Here is a 22,672-nt window from a genome sequence, read left to right on the forward strand (position 1 = left end):
AAAGAAAGACTCAGACCTATTCATTGCCATGCTGGAGAAGCTAAAGTGGCACTACCGCCGAGCCAAAAGTGTCACCTTGATACTGGATAACTACATCATCCACAAAAGTAAAAAAACGAAGGCTTGGCTCAAGAAGAACCCAAAGTTCAGGCTGCTGTTCCAGCCCGTTTATTGCCCTTGGGTCAACGTCATAGAACGATTGTGGAATGCTCTCCATGAGACAATTACTCGGAATCACAGGTGTAAACATATGTGGCAATTGCTCAGGAAGGTGAAGCACTTTATGGATAACGTATCGCCGTACCCGGGAGGTTGCCACGGCACGGCGAAAATGTAGCACTATTCGGATCAGTTATTTAGGGTCTGTTGACCTTTGGTGGTTAAATTTTGTTCTCGCTATAAGCGTTTTAGGCGCGGCGAGGTGTGTGCTGCCTAGTTATTCTAAGCAAATACACCTCAACAAAGCATAAAACGCTTAGAGCAGAACCATTCGGGCAGCGTTTGTGGGGAATTTCTGCTGCGTTATCAGCTTCTCATGTAGGCCAGCTACACATCGAAGCCTCTGCCTTGCATAAAATCCCCACAAACTGCTGCAAAAATCATCACCAAAGGTCAACAGCCCCTAGCAACCTGAAGATACAGGATTCAGCGAGGTTGATTGGTGTTGTGATCGCGGCGTTCCTTCCCAGGCGCAGTCAACTTCGTCAAAAAGGAACAACACAGAGCACGGCGTCAGTCAACTCGCCTGAAGGGAGGCCCTCAATACGAGCATCTTCAGGTCGTTTTGGAATATTCACCAATCACTTCAAATCCTCCAAATGCGGTTTATCAGTCAATATTGCATTTGGTCTCATCGCCCTTTTCTTTCTAATGATGTGCTGTAGTTTGACAACCTGAAACAACGTCAACCCTCCGGAGAAATGCAATGAACATTAAGGACAATTGGCTGAGCCGCATCGTGCTGTTTAGTATTGTCGTATTCATTGCGGCAACTCCGGCCTGGTTAAACCAGGTAAATGCCGGGCCCATACAAAAGACGCTTCAAGACGCCTTCATGGATGCCAGCAAGGGTAACAGTGATGCAGGAGAGCACGTTCTCAGTGCCCTTGAAAGCCTACTCATTCAGTACCCAGAAGATGCGTTACTCACCGCTTATTACGGCAGTGCCATGTCAATGAAAGCACGTGACGCGTGGTTTCCTTGGAACCGACAGAAGTTTTCCAAAATCGGTGTCGACTCACTCAATAAATCTCTAAACCAATTATCAACTGAGTCGTTTAATAAACCTTATTACGGGCTCAATGAAGGGCTTTACATACAGTCGCTTGCTGCCATCACCTTCATTAGCCTGCCCGAATCACTGGACCAACGTGAACGTGGGTTTGCCATGCTAAAAGATATGATGGCGTCAGAAGAGTTGGGCTACTACCCATTCGGCCCTCGAGCCTGGATACATATTGATGCGGTGAAAGCTGCGATCAATATGGAAGACCAAAGCACTGCTACCAAATGGGCGAATGAAATGCAGCGCCTTGCTCCTACCCACCCCTACACACAACAAGCGCTTGAGTTGGTGGAAAACCAACCAGTCTTTCTCAAAATACGCAACTTTCTGCCCATCGCGGTGGTCTATATTCCAAGACCTTAAGCTCCTAAGACGAGGCGATGTTATGTCCGCTCGAATTTTCTCCATTTTCTTTGTTCTCTTACTCGCAGGTTGTGCAAAGAGTGTCTATACCGACTTTGACCAACAGTTCCCTTATCAAGAAATCGAGACCTACGATATCGCCGCGAAGTCTTCGACCTCTCCTATTTCACTGGATGACAGCCGCATTGAACGTGCTCTGGAAAGGGAAATGGCGATAAAAGGTATTGAGGAAGCGAGAGTGGCTCCAAATGTAACGCTACGATATTTCGTCCAGCCAAAAACGGAAGCTGTCGCATATGGACCTTCCTTCAGCTTTGGATATGGTACCGGTCGATTTGGCGCTCGCTATGAAACACCTGTAAGAATTGAAGAAAGAGATTACGGCCAATTGGTTGTCGAGATGGTCGACAACCAAAGCAATCAGGTTGTATGGCGCGCTGTGTCTAACCGAAAACTGACTGATATCATGACACCTTCAAGTAAGAATGAGTTTATCAACGAGCAGGTAAAAGACATGTTTGCAAACTTTCCTCCTTCAAATGGCGAATAGCAAACCAGTTTACATCAACTTTTATGCGCACTTACCCATTGATTTCCTCTACGTCCTATTTTAAACACCCAACCTCATCACTACTGCTGCTCGAAGCAACTAGCAGCAGAGTATTAGCCTACATCATCTAAATTCCAGTCTTTTGTTTCAAGAATTCCTCGTAATAAAAGACTTTTTAATAAAATCCACATTTATAAACATCTTAATGTTAGGTAACCGATTACAAATGTGACTTAAGTCATACAACCATTCCAACAGAGATAAAAACAATCCATTTGATTCAATCATTTAAGTAAAGCCATTCAAAATAACCTTTACAAAATAGCGTTTATTAGATTGACATCACGTATTACGCCGATAAACTACCGCGCCGTTTAACCGATAGAATCAAACAAACTGAAGATGCAGGATTCAGGTTGTTTGGGTATACATCGGGCGCATTTTTCTTTGTTATTGAGGTGTAAAATGGCGGCGGACAATAACTACAGTTTGGGACCAGTCCCACAGTCAGCTCGAAAGGGCATCCTATCCCTGACAATGGTCATGCTGGGACTAACCTTCTTTTCAGCAAGTATGTGGACAGGAGGAACATTAGGCACTGGCCTTTCATTCAATGATTTCCTCCTCGCAGTTCTCATCGGAAATCTTCTCCTCGGAATTTACACTTCCTTTCTTGGTTACATTGGCGCTTCTTCCGGTCTCTCTACTCATCTTCTTGCTCGATTCTCTTTCGGAACCAAAGGCTCCTGGCTTCCTTCTCTCATTCTCGGCGTTACACAAGTTGGTTGGTTTGGTGTTGGCGTTGCCATGTTTGCTCTGCCAGTCCAGAAAGCGACAGGCATCGACACCAACATCCTCATTGCGGTCGCCGGTCTAGCCATGACCGCCACCGTTTATTTCGGCATCTCAGCGCTTATGATTCTCTCCGCCATCGCTGTTCCTGCTATTGCCTTTCTCGGCGGATACTCAGTCATCGAAGCTGTCGACAGTCTGGGGGGTATTGAAAAACTTCAACTCATCTCTCCTGAAAATCCAATGTCATTCTCTACCGCACTGGTTCTGGTGGTTGGTTCATTCATTTCGGCAGGAACACTGACTGCAGATTTCGTGCGATTTGGTAAGAGCGCGAAGGGCGCTGTAGTGGTGACCATGGTGGCATTCTTTATCGGCAACAGCCTGATGTTTATCTTCGGTGCAGCTGGCGCGGCAGCAACAGGTCAGTCAGACATATCAGAAGTGATGATGATGCAAGGGCTGCTCCTTCCAGCAATCATTGTGCTTGGCTTGAACATCTGGACGACGAACGACAACGCCCTCTATGCATCCGGCCTTGGCTTTTCCAATATTACTGGTTTGCCAAGCAAATACCTTTCCGTTGCCAACGGTATCATTGGTACTCTATGTGCACTGTGGCTGTACAACAACTTTGTTGGCTGGCTGACCTTCCTTTCAGCAGCGATCCCACCGATTGGTGGTATCATCATCGCTGATTTCATCAAGCACCGCGCACGATACAAGAATTTTGCCAACGCAGAGTTCAAAACCGTCAACTGGTCTGCGATTGGTGGTGTGGCCGCTGGTATTGCGGCTGGTCACCTGCTGCCAGGTATCGTGCCTTTAAACGCCGTATTGGGTGGTGCAATCAGCTATCTTGTACTGGATATGCTAAACGATAATAAAAAGACTGAATCTGCTCACGTATGAGCCTAAGAGGAAACCTCAATGTCAGCTTCTCTATTGATTAAAAATGTTGTTATTCGTGGTCAGGAAGCGCCTTCTCAAATCCTGATTGAAGATGGCGTTATTCGCGCCATTGAAGACAACGGCACTGAGCTGAAAACAGATGCAACCGTGATTGACGCAGAAGGCGGTATGGCAGTGCCACCTTTCTGTGAGCCTCACATCCACCTGGACACCACACAAACTGCGGGTGAGCCAAGCTGGAATATTTCAGGCACCTTGTTTGAAGGTATTGAGTGCTGGGCTGAGCGCAAAGCCATGCTGTCTATCGAAGATGTGAAAGCACGTGCAACACAAACCCTGAAGTGGCAAATTGCTAATGGTGTTCAACACGTCCGTACCCACGTTGATGTGTCAGACCCTACCCTGACCGCATTGAAAGCCATGATTGAAGTGCGTGAAGAAATGAAGCCTTGGGTTGATATTCAAATCGTGGCTTTCCCGCAGGAGGGCATCCTTTCTTACCCGAACGGCAAGGAATTGCTGGAAGAGGCAGTGAAAATGGGTGCCGACGTAGTAGGTGCCATTCCACACTTCGAGTTCACCCGTGAATACGGTGTGGAATCCCTCCACTACGCCTTTGAACTGGCGCGTAAGTACGACCGCCTGATTGACGTGCACTGCGACGAAATTGACGACGAACAATCACGCTTTGTCGAAACCGTAGCGGCACTGGCACACAAATATGAAATGGGCCACAAAGTCACAGCGAGTCACACCACGGCAATGCACTCTTACAATGGTGCTTACGCGTCTCGCCTATTCCGTTTGCTACGTATGTCTGGCATCAGCTTTGTTGCGAACCCACTGGTGAATATTCACCTGCAAGGCCGTTTTGATGACTATCCAAAGCGCCGTGGTATTACCCGTGTGAAAGAATTGCTGGCGTCAGACATCAACGTCTGTTTCGGCCACGACGATGTGTTCGACCCTTGGTATCCTCTGGGTACTGCCAACATGCTGCAAGTACTGCATATGGGACTACATGTCTGCCAAATCATGGGTTACGACCAACTGAACCAATCGCTGGACTTGATAAGTCATCACTCAGCGAAAACCTTGAACATCCAAGACAGCTATGGCGTTGAAATCGGCAAACCGGGCAACCTGCTGATACTTCCTGCAGAGAACGACTTTGATGCACTGCGTCGTCAGGTACCTGTTCGCTACTCTATCCGTGCGGGTAAAGTGATTGCCGAAACTCAACCAGCGATCACCTCACTCCACTTGGAAGAAACTGAAGCCGTCACTTTCAAACGTTGATGAAAAGCCCCGCATCTGCGGGGCTACTATTCCTTTTTGATGGAGATGATTACACCTACAAAGGACGGTCACGATCACAACGGCAGTCAAACTCACGAAAAGCTGCTGTTTTTAGAGCGTTTGCGTGTATTTTCTCCATTAAGAATCAATTCAACTCATCAAATCCATTCAACTCCAAAGGCGTACCTCCACTCTTAGCGTCCTGAGCGACAGCACCGTAGAGCTTTCCACCTTCGAAATTCACCGGCAGCGGACCGATAGCCACCGTTTTCGAGCCCGCGGGTGTAACCGATATCACCGCTTCCCCAGGCATAAGACCAAAACCAGTGAAGGTTTGCCTGTAGGCAAAGTTACTGATTCTCGGGCTTGCATTGGAAATGTCATCCGTCGGCGTGATGTAAATATCAACGGTTCCAGCAGAAACTGAGCCATGCACCAGCGATAATTTAGCTTCTGTGGCAACTGTGCGGCGGTCCTCTTCGAAAGGAAGTAACTCAATATCAAACGCATCTGAAGCATCTACCGAACCTAATACAATCGCGTTATAGAATTTCCCTTGCTCAAGCGACACAGGTACGTTCTTCAGTACATCTGCACTCAGTGAAGGCACATTGACGGTCACATCCTGTGTGCCTGCGGGAGCCTGTAGGAAAGGAGATTCATTTAAATAATTCAGGTCCGCAACTGCAGGCATTGAACTATCGTTCAGTAACACGTTGACTGCGGGTGCATCTGCGACACCGTGAACTGCGCGCAAATCCGCACCTGTGGATTGGTCAAAGATCACTGAAGACCCAGAACCTGATGCAGCAACCAACACCACTGGTGATGTTGTGTTACCACCATAAATATTCGGCGCAGCAGTCACCAATAAATCAGTCCCCGATGTTAGTGGTACCGTTCCGCTATCAAACAAGACCGTTTTAGTTCCTTCAGGCGTAATTCGAATTCGGTAATCACCGGCAGGAACAGATAGTTGGTCGCTAAATTGGCGATAGCTCAGCGTCAACGTTGGCGATGCAGAGTTCACATCATCACCCGGGGCAGTCACATACACATCCACAGCAGGAACAGCAGGTGACCCATGTACAGCCTGTATCCTGAAATAACCATTCGCAACCGCAGAATCTGAATTTTCGACAACCAAGACTTCCAATGTATTGTCGGCAACGCTTCCCAAGGCAATCGCAGAATAGTTACGTTCAGCTTTCAGGTTGTAATCTTCCGTCAGCACTGTTGGTGTCGTCTGGTCGGGCAGTTGAGCATTCACTTTTACCTTGTAGTTTTGCGAATTCACCTTTTTGAACCCGCTGCTATCGCCATAATCCAGGCCTTCAACTAAAGCTGACTGGTTGGCTAACACATTTACTTTTGGCGCATCAGCGCCAGCATGTATAACCCTGAGCGCAGATTGGTTGTGGGAGTTCCCACTGTCTCCTCCCCCACAGCCAGACAGTGAAAAGCCCAAAATCACATACATTGTTATTTGCCATCGTTTCATCTCGTCACTCCTCTTTTTTTTAACGAGTGACAAAGTTACCCAATGGCATACGGACCGGATCAGAAGGTAAATTCTGATCGTTTTTGGAGACAAGTATCGATGAAAGGACAATGTGCAGTAGGAAGTGATCTAGAATACACTAACTATTTCCAGTTCAACCCTTTGTAATTTAAAACAACTTCAAGTTGCTAAAGAATTTATCTATGTGTAGCTAATCATTCATCATGAATCACTAAAATAGTCATTAATTTATTTTTGTCTCTAGCACGAAACAAAAATCGCAAAATAACATCACTATTTTTGTGTGAACTCAGCTTAAAATCACGGCCACTTTCCTGTACAAAAAGTCAGCGTAAGCATCTAATTATATATTCACATTACCTACTGGTAATGGTAGACAAATATACGATCAGACAAAGTTGGTGACATGCTTCCACAAATTATTATTCTCAACGGAACAGGCAGCGCCGGTAAAACCAGTATTGCCAAAGAGCTCATTGAACACTTGCCTCGCCAATACCTGAACTTCAGTATCGATAGCGTGCTTTATGCGCTCCCTCCTTCCGATTTGAAAGCCATGATGGAAGGCAAAGCTATATTCCGCAAAGGTTATAGCTACCCCACTCTGGTTGAAGGCTATCATCAGGCTGCGAAAGGTCTCGCGACAGCAGGTTGCTTTCTCATCCTCGACAACGCTTGGACAGTCGACGAAGAAAAACGAAACCTGCTGGCCGCGTTGGAAGGCTTCACAGTATGTATCGTTGGCGTAAAATGCCATCTTTTGATTGCGGCTAAGCGCGAAAAAGAGCGTGGAGATAGAGCGATTGGACTGGCTGAAAGTGAATTTAATCACGTACACCAGCACCTGCATTACGATATCGAACTTGATACCACAAGCCAGTCACCCGAAGAGGTGACCAGGACGTTGCTTAAATGGCTGGAAACTAACCCAACATTGCTCGGCGCAAAGCACAGCTATAAAAGGCTCAATGCGCGTTTGAATCCAGTCCAAGGATGAGTAAACACAAACCTATCTAATCCTTTCGATAGCTGGCTGAAATAGAAAGCCTAATACTCCTCAAGGCAAGCGCCAGCATCGAAAGCAAACTAAACCATCCAAGACTGCCGCCACCTCCGCCACCGGAAGATACATTATCCTGCGAAGAATTTTGTGATAGCGACAAGGTTGCACCCTCGAATGCCTGCGAACCATACACCATCACATAGTAGGTACCTGATGACAGGTTTGATAGCGAGCAGGATTCCTGGTTTGAATTAGAAGTAGATCGACAATCATACACTCCCGTTGTCGGTGCAGCACCAGAGCGCACATACAAGTCTGCATCCCCCAAACCACCATTCAACGCAACCGTCACTCCGCCGCCAGACATTAGCGTTGCTGACATGGCAGACGCACGGTTTGCAGAAAGCACACTCGCATTCGAAATGTTGAAGGAATAATAAACGGCTTCGCCTTGCAAACCCTGAATATTTGAGATTGGCGCCGAGGTATCAATCGGGTCAGCGCGCTCTTCAGGCGCTTGAGAACTACTTTCCTTTGTCAAATAAACGGTTATCCCCGAAAACGCTGCATAACCATGAAGCATCACAAAGAACTCATCCCCCGGGCTACCCTGAGCAATACAGCTTTCGTTATTGCCGTAGTAGTAAGGCCGGCAATCGTAATCTGATTGCGAAGGTGTACCGCCTTTTTTCACGTAAAGGTCAGCGTCACCGGAACCACCATACATTCTGATCCGCAAACTACTGCCATCATCTGGCAATGTGAAACTGTAAAACAACTCATCGCCACGGGCACCTGAAATGCTTGAAATAGACCCACCCACGCTTAACACCTGTGGTGGAGTTTGTGAAATATTGAGCTCAATAGCAGCACCCGAGTATGCGCTTTGACCTACCACCAGCACCTTGTATTCGCCGGCACCTTGAAAAGTGACATCACAGGATTCATTGTTGTCCGACGTCGTCGAAGCACAGTCGTAATCTGTCGTTGTTGGCCAGCCATTGAATTTCACATACAGATCCGCGTTACCGGATCCTCCGCTAAGGGAGACAGAAGCAGAATCTGTGTTGCCTGGAAGTGAGAAGTAGTAGTGGGTCTCTGAACCTGCGTCACCGCTCGTGTTGTTAACAGGAACGCCGCTGGTCAGTTCGGTAGTATCAAGACAAGCGTACACACCAACCTGACTGAAAGCATCTACTACATCGTTGGTGTTGTAGTCCAAATCATCTGCTGCCCTCACAACACCACATCCCCCTTCATCGAACGAAGAGTCTGGCGCCCAGTAAAGCTTATTCGCGAAAGCGAACGCTGCAAAAGCCTTTCTTACATCCCATCCAGGCTTGTTAGCAAGCAAGTAGAATGCACGGTTGAAAACACCGCTTGAGTGATGCACATCCATGCCGGCGTAGTATTGATTTGCGTGATCGATTGAACGACCATCATCGGAAGGGGTTTCAAAATAACGTAATGCCCCGGCGACTTTGTAAATCGCACGGCCCACCTGCCAGTCCACACTTCCCTTCCAATAATATTCGGCCGCTTCACCCGCAATATCAGAAAAGGCTTCATTGATGCCGCCAGACATATTGGAATATATGAGATCTGAGTTTTGGTCAGTGAAGCCATGGCTCACTTCGTGCGCAGACACATTGACATCAACCAGTGGGTAAAAGCGATACCTACCATCACCAAAGGTCATGGATGAACCATTCCAGAACGCATTTTCATAGTTACTGCCGTAGTGAACACGCATCACCAACTGGAAAGTCAATGGCGACATATTCAGCCAATCACGATACATGTCGAACACCAAATTACCGAAAAAGTGCGCATCATTGAGAGGTGAGTAAGCGCCATTAATCGATTTGAAGGTATTAGTGTTGTTGGCATCATTACAGTTGTAAGAGAACGCTGACGAACCCGATGTGCCATGGTTCAGGTTCACTGTTTTTACATCCGCCGTTTCAAGTGTACAAGTCGACCCCACTTTGTTGACTTTCAGGCTCGCGTAGTCCGTACCAAACAGATACTGTCCTGTTTTCTCATTTCCACCAGGGCCACTTGCCTCGTCTTCGACATGCGCAAGGCCTTCCCAAGTTTTCAGTATTTCACCTGTTTTTGCATCAATATAAGCACGGGGGCGAGTCGGTTTTTTGGCTGGGAGAAAGAAACTTACCTCGTAGACCAAGCGAGGAGAGCCCTGTTCATCGAGCCAGACGAAAAGATCGGATTTTTCGTTTTCAGGAATCAAAATCTCAGCAGCTGGCGCGTTAATCAAGTACTGATCTTTTAGGATTTGGAGCGCGCGTTGGTGGCTCATTGAAGGAGTGACGGAAGAGATACTGCTACTGAGCGCAGAGACTTTCAGGCCACGGGCATTTTTGTACTGGCTGTTCTCACTGTCCGAAACTACGCGACCTTTTCTGACGGGCACACCCTGATAGTACTGCTGATGTTTAACCTTCACTTTGCCGTTAGGCAAAATGACCGTTTCAGAGGGATAAAAACCAGTTTTTGACGAAGATAAACTACTTCGCATTGCCGCTGCATCAGGTACATTTTGAAGCACCGAGTCATCTGCCTCAGTAACCTCGGCAGCATTCCCTTTTAAAAACAGAAAATTAAGAAAAATAAAACCAAAAAGGAATAGCGCGCGACGAAGCATCGTCCCCTCCAATAGTTTCAACCAAGAAACATACGTATCATCCATGAATAATCATGGTTGAGAGTTAATTATTGATAAAGGGAAAATAGATATTTTTTAATCCAAATGAACCACTCTTGAGACATCAAAAATAAAGGGATGATTTCAGCCAAATTAAGATCTTCTTAGTCAATGAGTTATGCTTAAGAAGAGAGGCGTATATTTGCCGGCTCGAGATACCCAGATTCGTAAATGTGAGCGACAGGAAAAAAATTAGACGTAAAAGCCGTGAGACCAATCCGTTTCAGCTAACAAAAGCGCACACTGTTCAAATATAAGGCTCAAGCTAATAACTTTTCGCTAACTGACGGAAATTATGAAAGAAATAAATGAGTTTCTCTATTGCGTAGCGTAAGGTGAGTGTTTAGTGTTGTAACCGGATGGAATACGCCATACTGCACGTATCGAACGAAGTCATAAAAACAATCAGGATATTGTTGTGGAACAATTAGAGTTTCTTGTCTCCTTTTTTACGGAACACAAATTTCTTTTAACCCTCGTTGTGATCGCCGTTTTCATGTTGATCCGCCGCTTGCTAATCAAAGTCATTTGGGGCGATTCCAATTTCCTGAGTGAAGAGCAGCGTAAATGGATTTCCCGCACCAAAAATGGCTCATTTACCATGCTGTTACTGGTGACGTTTTTGGTTTGGCGCTCTGAAATCAACGAGTTCGCGCTGTCACTCACAGCGATAGCCGTTGCAGTCGTTGTCGCTTCAAAAGAAATCATTCTTTGCTTCACCGGTTCAATCCAACGCGCCAGTTCCCGTTCATTCCAAATCGGCGAATGGATTGAAGTCGGCTCCCTTTGTGGTGAAGTGATAGAGCACAATCTAATGGCGACCAAAATCCAGGAAATCGATCTACACCATGGCACCTATAACTACACTGGAAAAACTGTCACTTTCCCAAACAGCCTGTTCTTTACGACGCCGGTAAAAAACCTGAATTTTATGAAGCGCTATGTTTATCATGAGTTTCATATCACGGTAAAAGAAACCGCAAACCTCTACCCACTGGTTCCAAGTCTTTTGGCGAAAATCGATGATCATAGTGAAGATTTTTATGAAGTGGCAACCCGTTATAACCACGTGATTGAACGCCACGCCGGCGTTGACCTTCCAGGTGCAGACCCACACATCAACGTGACATCAACAGAGATGGGTGACCCACAGGTGCATGTTCGCATCTTCTGCCCTACAGAGCGTGCCACTGAGTTGGAACAACTGATTCGTGAGGACTTTATGACGATGTACTGCGAGCGGGTGCTCAAACAGCCACCCGTCACGATTGCCGAAGATTTATTATCGGACTCAGACTCCAACGCCCTGCACTGCTAACGATTTTTTCACTTCCAACAAAAAGGTTGTCTGCTAACTCAGGCAGCCCTTTTATTTCTCCGCCTACTTTTTTCAACTTTGTTAAATCCCATAAGTAAAAAAATCATCATTCCATCATCATAAAAGTACTTTTCTGCACCGAATTTATTTTAAGTTGTCTTTTTTTGATCTTCTATTGTTAGGGAGATGTTAACACCCGTTCGATGTACATCTTTTATCAAAGAGGAAAGTAATAATGCTGTCTACAAGGAAAACGCTGACAACTTTTGCTGCTGCCTTCGCGGCCTTCTCCGCCACAACTTATGCAGCGACAGAGCTAACAATCGCGACGGTGAATAACGGCCATATGATTGAAATGCAGAAGTTAAGCAAAGAGTTCGAAAAAGAAAATCCCGATATCAAACTGAACTGGGTAACTCTTGAGGAAGGGGTACTTCGCCAACGTGTTACTACCGACATCGCGACCAAAGGCGGGCAGTTTGATGTGATGACTATCGGCATGTATGAAACCCCAATCTGGGGTGAAAAAGGCTGGCTGAAAGAGGTTGAAACCGATACTGCCTATGACGTCGATGACTTGTTGCCAGCCATGCGAGCAGGCCTGTCTTATGGTGGCAAACTCTATGCAGTGCCTTTCTACGGTGAAAGCTCCATGGTCATGTATCGCAAAGATCTCGTTGCCAAAGCAGGCATGACAGTGCCGGACCGCGCAACCTGGGGACACATCCGTGACGTGGCTGCGGCCATTCACGATCCTGACAATGGTGTTTACGGTATCTGTCTGCGCGGTAAACCCGGTTGGGGCGACAACGCTGCGTACATCACCACCATGGCTAACTCTTTCGGTGCGCGATGGTTTGACGAAGACTGGAAACCCCAGTTGAACTCTCCAGAGTGGAACCACGCGGTAAGCTTCTACGTTGACCTTCTCAGCACTTATGGGCCTCCAGGCTCAAGCTCAAACAGCTTCAATGAAATTCTGGCGCTGTTCAACGAAGGTAAGTGCGGTATGTGGATTGATGCCACCATCGCAGCCTCTTTCATCTCTGATCCTAAGCAAAGCAAAGTGGCAGACAAAGTGGCCTTCGCACAGGCACCTGTTGCAGTGACTGACCGCGGTGCAAACTGGCTGTGGGCATGGGCGCTGGCAGTTCCTGCTGCGACCAAAAATACAGAAGAAGCCCAGAAGTTCATCACCTGGGCAACCTCTAAGGATTACATCAATCTGGTCGCGAAAGAGAACGGCTGGGCGAACGTTCCTACAGGTACACGTCAATCAACCTATGACAACCCTAACTTCCGTGAAGCGGCGGTATTTGCAGAAGCAGAACTGACAGCCATTAACTCTGCAGACCCTGCAAACAGCACCCTGAAACCAACCCCTTATGTGGGCGTTCAGTTTGCTGCTATCCCTGAGTTTCAGGCGATTGGTATTGCTGCCGGACAACAGTTCACCTCAGCACTGGCTGGCAAGGTATCTGTTGAGCAGGCACTGAAAAACGCTAACAAGTCTGCGGACCGCGAGATGCGCAAGTCTGGCTACTACAAGTAAAACCAACATGCCGGACAGCTAGCTGCCCGGCTTCTTTCTCAGCTTTACTGGTAATTTCAAATGCAAAAATGGTTGCCTCGGCTGTTGGTTGCGCCGTCCTTTGTCAGCTTGCTGCTCTGGATGATCGTCCCTCTCTCCATGACGATCTATTTCTCAACCATCAGATATAACTTACTTTATCCCAGAGACAACGAATTCATCGGCTCGATGAACTTCGAGTTTTTCTACACGGACGAAGCTTTCTGGCCTGCCATCGTCAACACCCTGACTCTGGTAGGAATGGTATTGGTCGTGACAGTTGTTGGAGCTTTGATTATCGCCATTGCCCTCGATAAACCTTTCTTCGGTCGCGGCGTAGCACGCGTACTGTTGATTTCACCTTTTTTCATCATGCCAACCGTGAATGCACTCATCTGGAAAAACATGATGATGCATCCCGTCTATGGTGTTCTCGCAGCGTTATGGGAAAGCGTGGGCTTACAGCCGGTGGACTGGCTTGAGCAGTTTCCTCTCGGCTCCATCATCGCCATGATCAGTTGGCAGTGGATGCCCTTTGCCTTGCTGATTTTCATTACCTCGCTTCAATCTATGGATCACGAGCAGAAAGAGGCCGCGTTGCTGGATGGTGCGACGGGCTGGCAGGTATTCCGTTACCTAACCCTGCCACATCTCGCGCGTCCAATTGCCGTGGTCATGATGATTGAAACCATCTTTATGCTTTCTGTCTTCGCCGAGATTTTCGTCACCACTGGCGGTGGTCCAGGTTATGAATCCACCAATCTCGCTTTCCTGATTTTCGGGCAGGCATTGATGCAATTCGACGTAGGCGTTGCGTCTGCTGGCGGTCTTATCGCCGTGATTCTCGCCAATATCGTCGCATTCTTCCTGATCCGCGCGATCGGCAAGAACCTGGTGACCTAAGGGGGCGTTATGGCTAAACATGTTTCATTAATCGATCAAACTGGCTGGCTGCGTCCCATCATTTGCTGGGCTATCGCGCTGCTGGTGTTCTTTCCCATCCTGATGATGCTGATCACTGCTTTCAAAACAGAGCAGCAAGCGATTGAAGTACCACCCAGCTTTATCTTCGAGCCCACCATAGAAAACTTCGGTTTGGTTCAAGAGCGTAGTGACTACCTGAAATTCGCCATCAACTCCGTCATCACGGCATTTGGCTCGACCATTCTGGCGCTGATCATTGCGATTCCTGCGGCGTATTCCATGGCCTTCTATCCCAAGAAACACACCAAGGACATGTTGCTCTGGATGCTATCCACCAAGATGCTTCCGGCCGTCGGTGTGCTGGTCCCTATCTACATTCTCTGCCAGAAAACCGGGCTGCTCGATACCACCTTGGCACTCACGATCATCTATACCTTGATCAACCTGCCCATCGTGGTCTGGATGCTGTTCTCCTACTTCAAAGATATTCCTAGAGACATCCTCGAAGCGGTGCGACTGGATGGCGCAGACACACTGGGTGAAATTCGCTATGTGCTGTTGCCTCTGTCACTGGGAGGGATTGCCTCAACCGCGCTGCTTTCCATCGTGTTGAGCTGGAATGAAGCCTTCTGGTCAATCAACCTGACCTCAGCAAACGCGGGCACACTCGCCACCATGATTTCTACGTACTCCAGTCCGGAGGGGCTGTTCTGGGCGAAGCTTTCTGCCGCCTCTACCTTGGCCTGTGCGCCTATCGTCATTCTCGGTTGGTTCTGTCAGAAACAACTGGTTCAGGGATTAACCTTTGGGGCTGTAAAATGAGCTACTTACAAGTCAATCATCTATATAAAAAATACGGCGACACGCTAGCGCTCAAAGACATTGATTTTGACATTCAGAAAGGCGAATTCGTCGTCTTCGTTGGGCCGTCAGGCTGCGGAAAATCCACCTTGCTGCGTACCATTGCGGGGCTAGAAAATTCTTCAGATGGCGACATTCACTTAGACGGTGAATCCATCATCGAAACCCACCCATCCAAACGAGATGTGGCGATGGTGTTCCAGAGCTACGCGCTGTATCCGCACATGTCAGTGAAAGACAACATGTCCTTCGCGCTAAAACTGGCAAAGCGTCCGGAAAGTGAAATTCAGGAGAAAGTCGCCAAGGTCTCCAAAGCGCTGAAGCTTGATGCCCTGTTGGACAGAAAACCCAAAGCACTCTCTGGTGGTCAGCGACAACGCGTGGCCATTGGCCGCGCCATTGTGCGAAACCCTAAGGTCTTTCTGTTCGACGAGCCACTTTCCAACCTGGATGCCGCACTGCGTGTAGAAATGCGAATTGAGCTTTCCCGCCTCCATCAGGAACTCGGTGCCACCATGATTTACGTGACCCACGATCAAATCGAGGCCATGACACTCGCCGACAAAGTGGTGATCATGAGCCAAGGTGAAGTGGCACAAATCGGCACGCCGCTCGAACTCTACCACCAGCCTGCGAATCAGTTTGTCGCCACCTTTATCGGTACGCCAAAAATGAATGTTCTGCCCGTGGATACGGCAATCAACAGCAACGATGCGCTGAACGTCAACTTTAATGCCGATGCACACATTCAACTCAACCCTGACGAGTTCGAAGCTTCTGCCACCGACGCCAAAGCCATTGGCTTCCGCCCTGAATCCCTCACCTTCTGCTCACCGCATGAAGGCGACCTGAAAGGTGATGTGGAAGTCATTGAACAATTAGGTTCAGAAACCCTCACCTACATCCACACCGAGAGTGGCGAAACTGTGGTGGTGCGGGCTGATCCTAAATACACCCCGACACTGCGAGAAAACATTGGTGTGAAGCTGGACCCAACACGTGTGTACCTTTTCGATGCCAATGAAAATGCCGTGAACATTTACGGAGAGGTTAGCCATGTCTGAGCATAACCGCATTGTCCACTTTGGGATCGGTGCGTTTCATCGCGGGCATCAGGCTTACTACCTTCACTTGCTTAACCAGCAATTGCCAGAAAATGAACGCTGGTACTACACCGAAGTGAATTTGCGTGAAGAAACCCGCGCCATTCCGGAAGCTTTAAAGAAACAAAACGGGCGATTCCATTTCAAGCGAATCGCCCCAAATGGCGACGCAGATTTTGTCGAAGTTACCAGTATCGATCGGGTTGAAGATGCCTCCTCCAACCCCTCGGTCATTAAAACCATCTTTGATGATGACAAGCTTAAAGCCATCACGATCACGGTAACAGAGGGTGGCTATTACCTGACAGAAACCAACGATCTCAATCTGACTCACCCTGAAATTGTCAATGATATCAAGGTGGTAAAATCTGGCAAAGGTAAGCCTAAAACCCTGTTTGGTTATTTAACGCTGGCGTTGTTGGTTCGCCAGACAATGACCAACGGCGCGATTACCGTCGCCACCTGCGACAACCTTCGTGACAACGGCAATCGCCTCGAACATGCTTTCGGGCAGTTTGTCGAAGCAGCCGGTCCAATCGACCTAATGCAATGGGTTAGTGACAACGTCACTTTCCCGTGTTCTATGGTGGACAGAATTACTCCGGTTCCCCCTGCCGATCTGGCGGAAGAAGTTGAGCGGGTGGTCGGGCAAAAAGACATTTGCCCTATCATGGGAGAGGATTTCGAGCAGTGGGTCATAGAAACTAAATTCGCTGCCGAATTCCCACCTCTCGACAAAGTGGGTGTTACCTTTACAGATAAGGTACATGCTTATGAGGAAGCTAAAATCCGCATTCTCAATGGCGGCCACTTCGGGCTTTCCTACATTGGCGCATTGCGGGGCTATAAAACCTATGACGAAAATATCCGCGATGGTGAACTCAACAAACTGTTGAAAACCTACCACCAGTGTGAAGTCATCCCGACCATTTATGATCGCCCTTTTGATTTGGAGCAATATCGTCAAGTCATCGTTTTGCGGTTCAGTAACACCTTCATTGCCGATTCCATCGAACGTATAGCGATGGACAGCATCAGCAAGTTTCCGCAATTTATTCTGCCCACCATCAAATTAAATCTTGAACGCGGTTACGAGCCAAAAGCTGCAATGACCTTAGTCAGCCACTGGTACTGTTTTCTCGCTCTGTATCTCAGCGGCCGTTTCCCGTTCAACTATAAAGATCCTTATCTCCACATTGCGGAAAAGTGGATGGAGGAGCCTGAACCGGTCAAGGCTTTTCTTGCCGACCCTGATATCTGGCAGGGGCTGAACCAACGTTTTCCGTTGTTTGGAGAACAACTGGCAGGCCAGATTAAACAAACGCTTAATGATTATCAGGAGCGCTATCCATGACACTCTCGCTGCAACAAAATGGTGCGCCGCTACTTGAAGGAAAGGTTGCCCTGCTGACCGGTGCCAATGGCGGCATCGGGCTGGCAGTGGCTTATGCCTACCTCGCCAGCGGTGCAAAATGCGTGATTGCTGACATACCGCTCGACCCTTCACCGGGCGTCGCAGCGTTGCAAAGTCAGTTCAGAGAAAACGTCGCTTATCATCACTGCAATGTGACAGATGCCGATGCGCGGCATCACCTTGTGACCTCCACCATTTCGCAGTTTGGTGCCATTGATGTGCTGTTCAACAACGCCGCGATTTTTGACATGGGGCCATTGTTGGAGGCCACGGAAGAGCAGTACGACAGGCTGTTCAATGTGAACGTCAAAGGCATGTTTTTTCTGATGCAGGATGTCGCCAAAGCCATGGTAGAAGCAGGCAATGGCGGCAAGATCATCAACATGGCATCACAGGCCGGTCGTCGCGGCGAAGCACTTGTCGCCCATTACTGCGCCACCAAAGCCGCCGTGATCAGCTACACCCAATCTGCCGCCCTCGCGCTGGCGGAACATGGCATTACCGTGAACGGGATTTCTCCCGGCGTGGTCGATACCCCGATGTGGGATCACGTTGATGCCTTATTCGCCAAATACGAAAACCGCCAACCCGGTGAGAAGAAAAAACTCGTGGGCGAAGAGGTACCACTGGGGCGCATGGGCGTGCCGAATGATATCGCAGGCACCGCGCTGTTTCTGGCCTCTTCACTTTCTGATTACATCACCGCCCAGACTTACAATGTCGATGGCGGTAACGTGATGAGCTAAGCCTATGGCGACTTATATTGGTATTGATATTGGCACTTCCGCCGTCAAAGTCATCCTGATGGGTGAAAACGGCGAAGTCTTAGACACCCAATCCGAGTCCTATGGTTTTGATTCACCCCACCCGCTCTGGCGTGAACAAGACCCCAACATTTGGTGGACAGGCACCCGCACTGCCATAACCAAAATCCGCGCCCGCCAATCTTATGCCTGGAGTGCAGTCGCGGCGATTGGGCTTTCCGGCCAAATGCATGGTGCTGTGTGTCTTGATGAACAGAACAAACCTATCCGCCCTGCGATTTTGTGGAATGACGGACGCGCATTCAAAGCGTGCGAAGTCCTTAACCAGCAGCTTCCACATTTAGGCGAAAGTGCCGGTGTACCCGCCATGCCGGGATTTACTGCACCGAAACTGCTTTGGTTAAAACAGTTCGAGCCGGATGTTTTCAGCAAGATCCGCAAGGTCATTTTGCCGAAAGACTATGTGCGCCTGAAACTGACAGGCGAGCTTTGTACCGACGTCAGCGATGCTGCGGGCACCTTGTGGCTCAACCAACAGCTTAGACATTGGGATGAAAACGTCCTCGCCGCCAGCGGCATTTCTTCAGCACACATGCCAAGGCTGATTGAAGGCAATAACATCAGCGGCACACTGACGACAGAAACCGCCGCGGAATTTGGGCTTTCCATCGACACTCCGGTTTGTGGCGGTGGCGGTGATGCAGCAGCGGGAGGCGTCGGCATTGGTGCCATTAACGAAGGCGATGCCTTTGTCTCGCTCGGGACCTCCGGGCAAATCTTCGTCGCCAAAGAGCGCTATGTCGCCAACCCGAAAAAGCTGGTGCATGCTTTCGCCCACGCAGTTCCAGACCGCTGGTATCAAATGGCCTGCCTGCTGAATGGGGCAAGTCCATTAGCCTGGTTTGGGAATATCAGCGGCCACGCTATACCCACCTTGTTGGAAGAAGCGGAACAACAGGGTACAGGAAACGGCTCCGTCATGTTTCTGCCTTACCTCAGTGGCGAGCGCACCCCGCACAACAATCCGTTTGCGACCGGCAGCTTTCAGGGCCTCACTTCCACCACTGAACGCCACCATATGACGCAAGCCATTCTTGAAGGCATTGCTTACAGCTTGCGCGACTGCTTAAACGCCCTGTCAGAAGAAGGATTACCGTTTCAGGCGTTGGGCGCGATCGGCGGCGGTGCGCGCAGCCGATACTGGCTTCAAATGATTGCTGATGTCCTTGAAGTGCCAATAAACCAATATGTTGGGGGTGAGACGGGACCAGCTTTAGGTGCCGCCCGCTTGGCTATGCTCTCTGTAAAGGGAGGAAGACTGGAAGAGGTCTGTGCGACACCGCGTGTCTCGGAAGCATTCCAACCGAGGGCTGACCGTCAGGCGTATCATCGGGAAAAATACCAATTATTTACCGAGTATTACCAACGGCTGGAGCCGACAATGAGTGCAAGAGAAAAGGATTAGGGAAGCTTATGTCAGCAGCCAAAGATCCCGTCTGGGAGTTTATTCAAATCGACGAGCACTCCATTTTCTACAAAGAACATGGCGTGCCCGCATCCTGTATTCACTGGCACGTTCATGAACAGTATGAACTGCACCTGATAGTGAAAACCAACGGCAAAGCCATGATAGGCAACCACCTTGGGCCTTTCTCTCCCGGTCAGTTAACCTTGGTTGGTCCTTGGCTCCCCCACAACTGGGAAAGCAACCTCGCGCCCGGAGAAAGCCACCAACTCCGAGATATGGTGATTGTTTTTGAGCCTGATTTATTTGATAAGGCCACCAAGTCATTTCCAGAGCTGGCGCAACTTACCCCTATTTTGGAGCAGGCAAAAATGGGGTTGGAATTTCTTAATGTGCCGTTTGAAAAAGCCGTTGAGTACTTTGTGAAAGTGAGGGAAAGTTCTGGCGTGACACGGCTGGTGAATTTTCTGGCCTTCCTGGATTACCTCAGCCAGAGAAACACCCGCATATTATCAAGCATGCCTGCGTCAGAGGTGAAAGATGCCGGTACGCTTCAAACCCGAATCAATGATGTTGTCGATTATGTGATGGCAAATTACCAGCAACCTATTCGGCTGAAAACCGTGGCGGACAGACTGGGAATGACAGAGTCTTACTTCTCGCGCTTTTTCCATCAATCTTCCGGCCACCGTTTCACCGACTTCGTAAACCGGGTGAGGATTCAGCGCGCCTGCGTATTACTGAGTGATACCGACGACACCATTGCAGACATCAGCCAAACCGTGGGTTTCCATAATCTCGCGAATTTCAGCCGCCAGTTCAGGCGCATCAAAGGGCTTAGTCCGTTGGCTTATCGCAAGAAACACTCCTCTCCGAGTGCTATGTAGAGGCCCTACTCCACGTTTGAACTTAAGGGTCGAAGCTCTGGACCTGTCCAGACTTTGGCACCTGCGCTTTTTCCAGCAAGTCTCTATCTAGAAACTCTGTGAGTGCGAAACTCGCCTCGCAGTAGCTTTGGCTTTCTTCAAACACACTGCGGGCATAATCAATGCTCTCTTCCGCCAGACGGCGCTCTTCCGGGGAGTTTTCACTGTCACTAAACGCAATTTGCTGAGCCAGCAGTTTGGTTCGAAGGTTACTACGGCAGATGGGTTCGCTGACGTTCGCCTGCTGGCGATCAAAAGTATTTCGGGTGCTGTCGACGCCTTCAACATCGTGAGGTACAGCAGAATAGGCGGTTGGTGCGGGTAGTAAGAGCAAAAAAGCGGCAATTGTGCGGGAGAAAAAACGCATAAACAGCAACATCTTTTCCATTAGTCCATTAACGTATGGCGAGATTATTCCATAGATGGGAGCGTTTGTTGAGGAAAGACTCCATTTTTTGAACCGGGTTAGTGTAACGAAATGCTGTCGATGTGAAAGAACTAAAGAGAGATATATGCCCCATTTTCACAGGACTGCCGTACTGGCAGCCCTTTTTCCTAGAGGTATATTCAAGCGCATCGGGTTCTGGACATATACTTACGCATTACTTTTCCGGATACCATCAATGAAGCAACAAGAAACAGGAGATAGAATAGGATTATTGACGTGGCAGGTGTTGAGAAATTCAAAGATTTACTTACTCCTATCACCAGAGGGAAAAGCCAGGACACGAAGGATACTGTGCCAACGATCAGGAATTTCTTGGATTGCTCGCAGTCAAAAAGTTCTGCAAACTCCTTTCCTTTCATCTCATGAATTCCCTTCATAACCTGAGAATGAATAAGAAATCCATTAATAGTAAGGACCATAACGATGAAAGCCTTTCCAATAACCTTCTCGTTGCCCAGAAACTCTGGTGTATAGAAATAATAAAAAGCCACGAATGATAGACCGGAGATCCAAAGCAGCGATACGCCAAGTACAACGAATTTCGACATACCTTCGATGAGCTTCAGGTTTTCCTCATTCATCAAGGACTTTCTATTTAAAATAATATAGCCATCAATAAACCAGGCACCTCCTAGTCCGAATATCAACCCAATGATATGCATAAGCGTGATTGTGGATTTAATATTTGACGCACTAAACAACTCTTCCATTTACTTACACTCCAAATATGATGTCCATTTTTCATCTTTTACTATATGTTCATATGCACTCAGATTTTCTAAACTCATAATCTTTCCCCTTTAGGAAATACTTCATTATTACCAACATGCTATAACCACATAAAAGACATATGCTCTATATGTGATAATTCGCGAAGGAAAAAATGGTGCATGCTTTACGATTCGTCAAGGAAACGAATCAAATTAAAATTATTACTGTTTCAAATACGAGAATGATGAGTGTTGATTTGCATATCGATGGCGGGAGAATTAATTTTCTGAGTAGCTACAAAGAGATATACCCATATATGGTCTCCTCCTAGTTTGCAAGACGACAGGTTTGATTGAAGGGACAGGTTTGCTTTCATATATCCGGCCTGTTTGTGAAGCGTTGCTTCTGGCCTTGATGAGACTTCGCGCATACTGGCCTTATCAAACAATCGGCTTCTAGAGCCTCGGGTATAGCCAGGGTTTCAGTATGCCGGTCTGACCTGTTTTCATCTTGCCTGTTGCCTTCGCAACCTTGGTGTGATTTCCTTTTGTTCTAATGCTTTCTAATGCTTTCTAATGCTTTCTAATGCTTTCTAATGCTTTCTTATGCTGTCACTGGTTTATAGGTTTCTTGCCGTGTAACAACTACCCACGCTATCCGTATAAGCTTGTTCGCTAAGGCCACCGTCGCTTTGTTAAAGCCGCGCGTAGCAACTAG

Annotated in this window: 19 protein-coding genes; 15 read left to right on the forward strand and 4 right to left on the reverse strand. The window is 48.1% G+C overall.

Translation table 11 applies throughout. The features are described 5' to 3' along the window. From GMA8713_RS22525 to GMA8713_RS22545, 5 genes are all read left to right on the forward strand, one after another. Positions 1–337: IS630 family transposase (locus GMA8713_RS22525; RefSeq protein WP_157515497.1), on the forward strand; the 337-nt coding region annotated here is incomplete at its 5' end. A 588-nt stretch (positions 338–925) separates the two neighbouring features. Then, positions 926–1,648 (forward strand): hypothetical protein, encoded by a 723-nt coding sequence (locus GMA8713_RS22530; RefSeq protein WP_232314536.1) that lies wholly within the window; start codon positions 926–928, stop codon positions 1,646–1,648. A 22-nt stretch (positions 1,649–1,670) separates the two neighbouring features. Further along, complete coding sequence (locus GMA8713_RS22535; protein WP_062714477.1) at positions 1,671–2,198, forward strand: DUF4136 domain-containing protein; 528 nt, start codon at positions 1,671–1,673, stop codon at positions 2,196–2,198. Between the two features lie 465 nt (positions 2,199–2,663). Next, on the forward strand, positions 2,664–3,902 hold the full coding sequence (codB, locus tag GMA8713_RS22540; RefSeq protein WP_062714478.1) for a cytosine permease: 1,239 nt from the start codon (positions 2,664–2,666) through the stop codon (positions 3,900–3,902). An 18-nt stretch (positions 3,903–3,920) separates the two neighbouring features. Continuing rightward, positions 3,921–5,201 carry a cytosine deaminase gene (locus GMA8713_RS22545; protein ID WP_062714481.1) on the forward strand — a complete coding sequence of 427 codons (1,281 nt, stop codon included), beginning with the start codon at positions 3,921–3,923 and terminating at the stop codon, positions 5,199–5,201. Positions 5,202–5,346: 145 nt separating this feature from the next. Here GMA8713_RS22545 and GMA8713_RS22550 read toward each other — a convergent pair whose 3' ends face one another. Further along, the gene (locus GMA8713_RS22550; RefSeq protein ID WP_062714482.1) at positions 5,347–6,702 is read right to left on the reverse strand and encodes a DUF4397 domain-containing protein; all 1,356 of its coding nucleotides are present in this window, start codon (positions 6,700–6,702) and stop codon (positions 5,347–5,349) included. Between the two features lie 427 nt (positions 6,703–7,129). On the opposite strand from GMA8713_RS22550, the gene GMA8713_RS22555 reads away from it, so the two are divergent. Beyond that, complete coding sequence (locus GMA8713_RS22555) at positions 7,130–7,720, forward strand: chloramphenicol phosphotransferase CPT family protein (protein ID WP_062714484.1); 591 nt, start codon at positions 7,130–7,132, stop codon at positions 7,718–7,720. 16 nt (positions 7,721–7,736) lie between these two features. On the opposite strand, the gene GMA8713_RS22560 is transcribed toward GMA8713_RS22555, so the two are convergent. Beyond that, positions 7,737–10,391, reverse strand: a complete 2,655-nt coding sequence (locus GMA8713_RS22560; RefSeq protein ID WP_062714486.1) for a M4 family metallopeptidase — start codon at positions 10,389–10,391, stop codon at positions 7,737–7,739. A gap of 478 nt (positions 10,392–10,869) precedes the next feature. On the opposite strand from GMA8713_RS22560, the gene GMA8713_RS22565 reads away from it, so the two are divergent. The 9 genes from GMA8713_RS22565 to GMA8713_RS22605 all read left to right on the forward strand — a co-directional run bounded on the left by GMA8713_RS22565 (position 10,870) and on the right by GMA8713_RS22605 (position 20,757). Next, positions 10,870–11,769, forward strand: a complete 900-nt coding sequence (locus GMA8713_RS22565; RefSeq protein ID WP_062714489.1) for a mechanosensitive ion channel family protein — start codon at positions 10,870–10,872, stop codon at positions 11,767–11,769. Positions 11,770–12,004: 235 nt separating this feature from the next. Further along, positions 12,005–13,321: an ABC transporter substrate-binding protein gene (locus tag GMA8713_RS22570; protein WP_062714491.1), complete on the forward strand. Its 1,317-nt coding sequence runs from the start codon at positions 12,005–12,007 to the stop codon at positions 13,319–13,321. A gap of 72 nt (positions 13,322–13,393) precedes the next feature. Further along, positions 13,394–14,242: a carbohydrate ABC transporter permease gene (locus GMA8713_RS22575; RefSeq protein WP_232314537.1), complete on the forward strand. Its 849-nt coding sequence runs from the start codon at positions 13,394–13,396 to the stop codon at positions 14,240–14,242. Positions 14,243–14,251: 9 nt separating this feature from the next. Beyond that, positions 14,252–15,085, forward strand: coding sequence for a carbohydrate ABC transporter permease (locus GMA8713_RS22580; RefSeq protein ID WP_062665035.1), 834 nt, complete (start codon positions 14,252–14,254; stop codon positions 15,083–15,085). Then, a complete protein-coding gene (locus GMA8713_RS22585) occupies positions 15,082–16,188 on the forward strand; it encodes an ABC transporter ATP-binding protein (protein ID WP_062714494.1) in 1,107 nt (368 codons plus the stop codon). Before GMA8713_RS22580 ends, GMA8713_RS22585 begins: the two co-directional genes overlap by 4 nt. Continuing rightward, positions 16,181–17,581 (forward strand): mannitol dehydrogenase family protein, encoded by a 1,401-nt coding sequence (locus GMA8713_RS22590; protein ID WP_062714496.1) that lies wholly within the window; start codon positions 16,181–16,183, stop codon positions 17,579–17,581. The genes GMA8713_RS22585 and GMA8713_RS22590 overlap by 8 nt, the downstream gene beginning before the upstream one ends. Beyond that, positions 17,578–18,387, forward strand: coding sequence for an L-iditol 2-dehydrogenase (locus GMA8713_RS22595; protein ID WP_062714499.1), 810 nt, complete (start codon positions 17,578–17,580; stop codon positions 18,385–18,387). The genes GMA8713_RS22590 and GMA8713_RS22595 overlap by 4 nt, the downstream gene beginning before the upstream one ends. Positions 18,388–18,391: 4 nt before the next feature. Continuing rightward, the gene (gene xylB / locus GMA8713_RS22600) at positions 18,392–19,870 is read left to right on the forward strand and encodes a xylulokinase (protein ID WP_062714501.1); all 1,479 of its coding nucleotides are present in this window, start codon (positions 18,392–18,394) and stop codon (positions 19,868–19,870) included. A gap of 8 nt (positions 19,871–19,878) precedes the next feature. Continuing rightward, positions 19,879–20,757 (forward strand): helix-turn-helix domain-containing protein, encoded by an 879-nt coding sequence (locus GMA8713_RS22605; RefSeq protein ID WP_062714503.1) that lies wholly within the window; start codon positions 19,879–19,881, stop codon positions 20,755–20,757. A gap of 22 nt (positions 20,758–20,779) precedes the next feature. Here GMA8713_RS22605 and GMA8713_RS22610 read toward each other — a convergent pair whose 3' ends face one another. Continuing rightward, positions 20,780–21,184, reverse strand: coding sequence for a hypothetical protein (locus GMA8713_RS22610; protein WP_232314538.1), 405 nt, complete (start codon positions 21,182–21,184; stop codon positions 20,780–20,782). 179 nt (positions 21,185–21,363) lie between these two features. Continuing rightward, positions 21,364–21,954 (reverse strand): hypothetical protein, encoded by a 591-nt coding sequence (locus GMA8713_RS22615; protein WP_062714505.1) that lies wholly within the window; start codon positions 21,952–21,954, stop codon positions 21,364–21,366. Between the last annotated feature and the right edge of the window lie 718 nt (positions 21,955–22,672).

It is taken from the genome of Grimontia marina (assembly GCF_900060185.1).
Lineage (GTDB): Bacteria > Pseudomonadota > Gammaproteobacteria > Enterobacterales > Vibrionaceae > Enterovibrio > Enterovibrio marinus.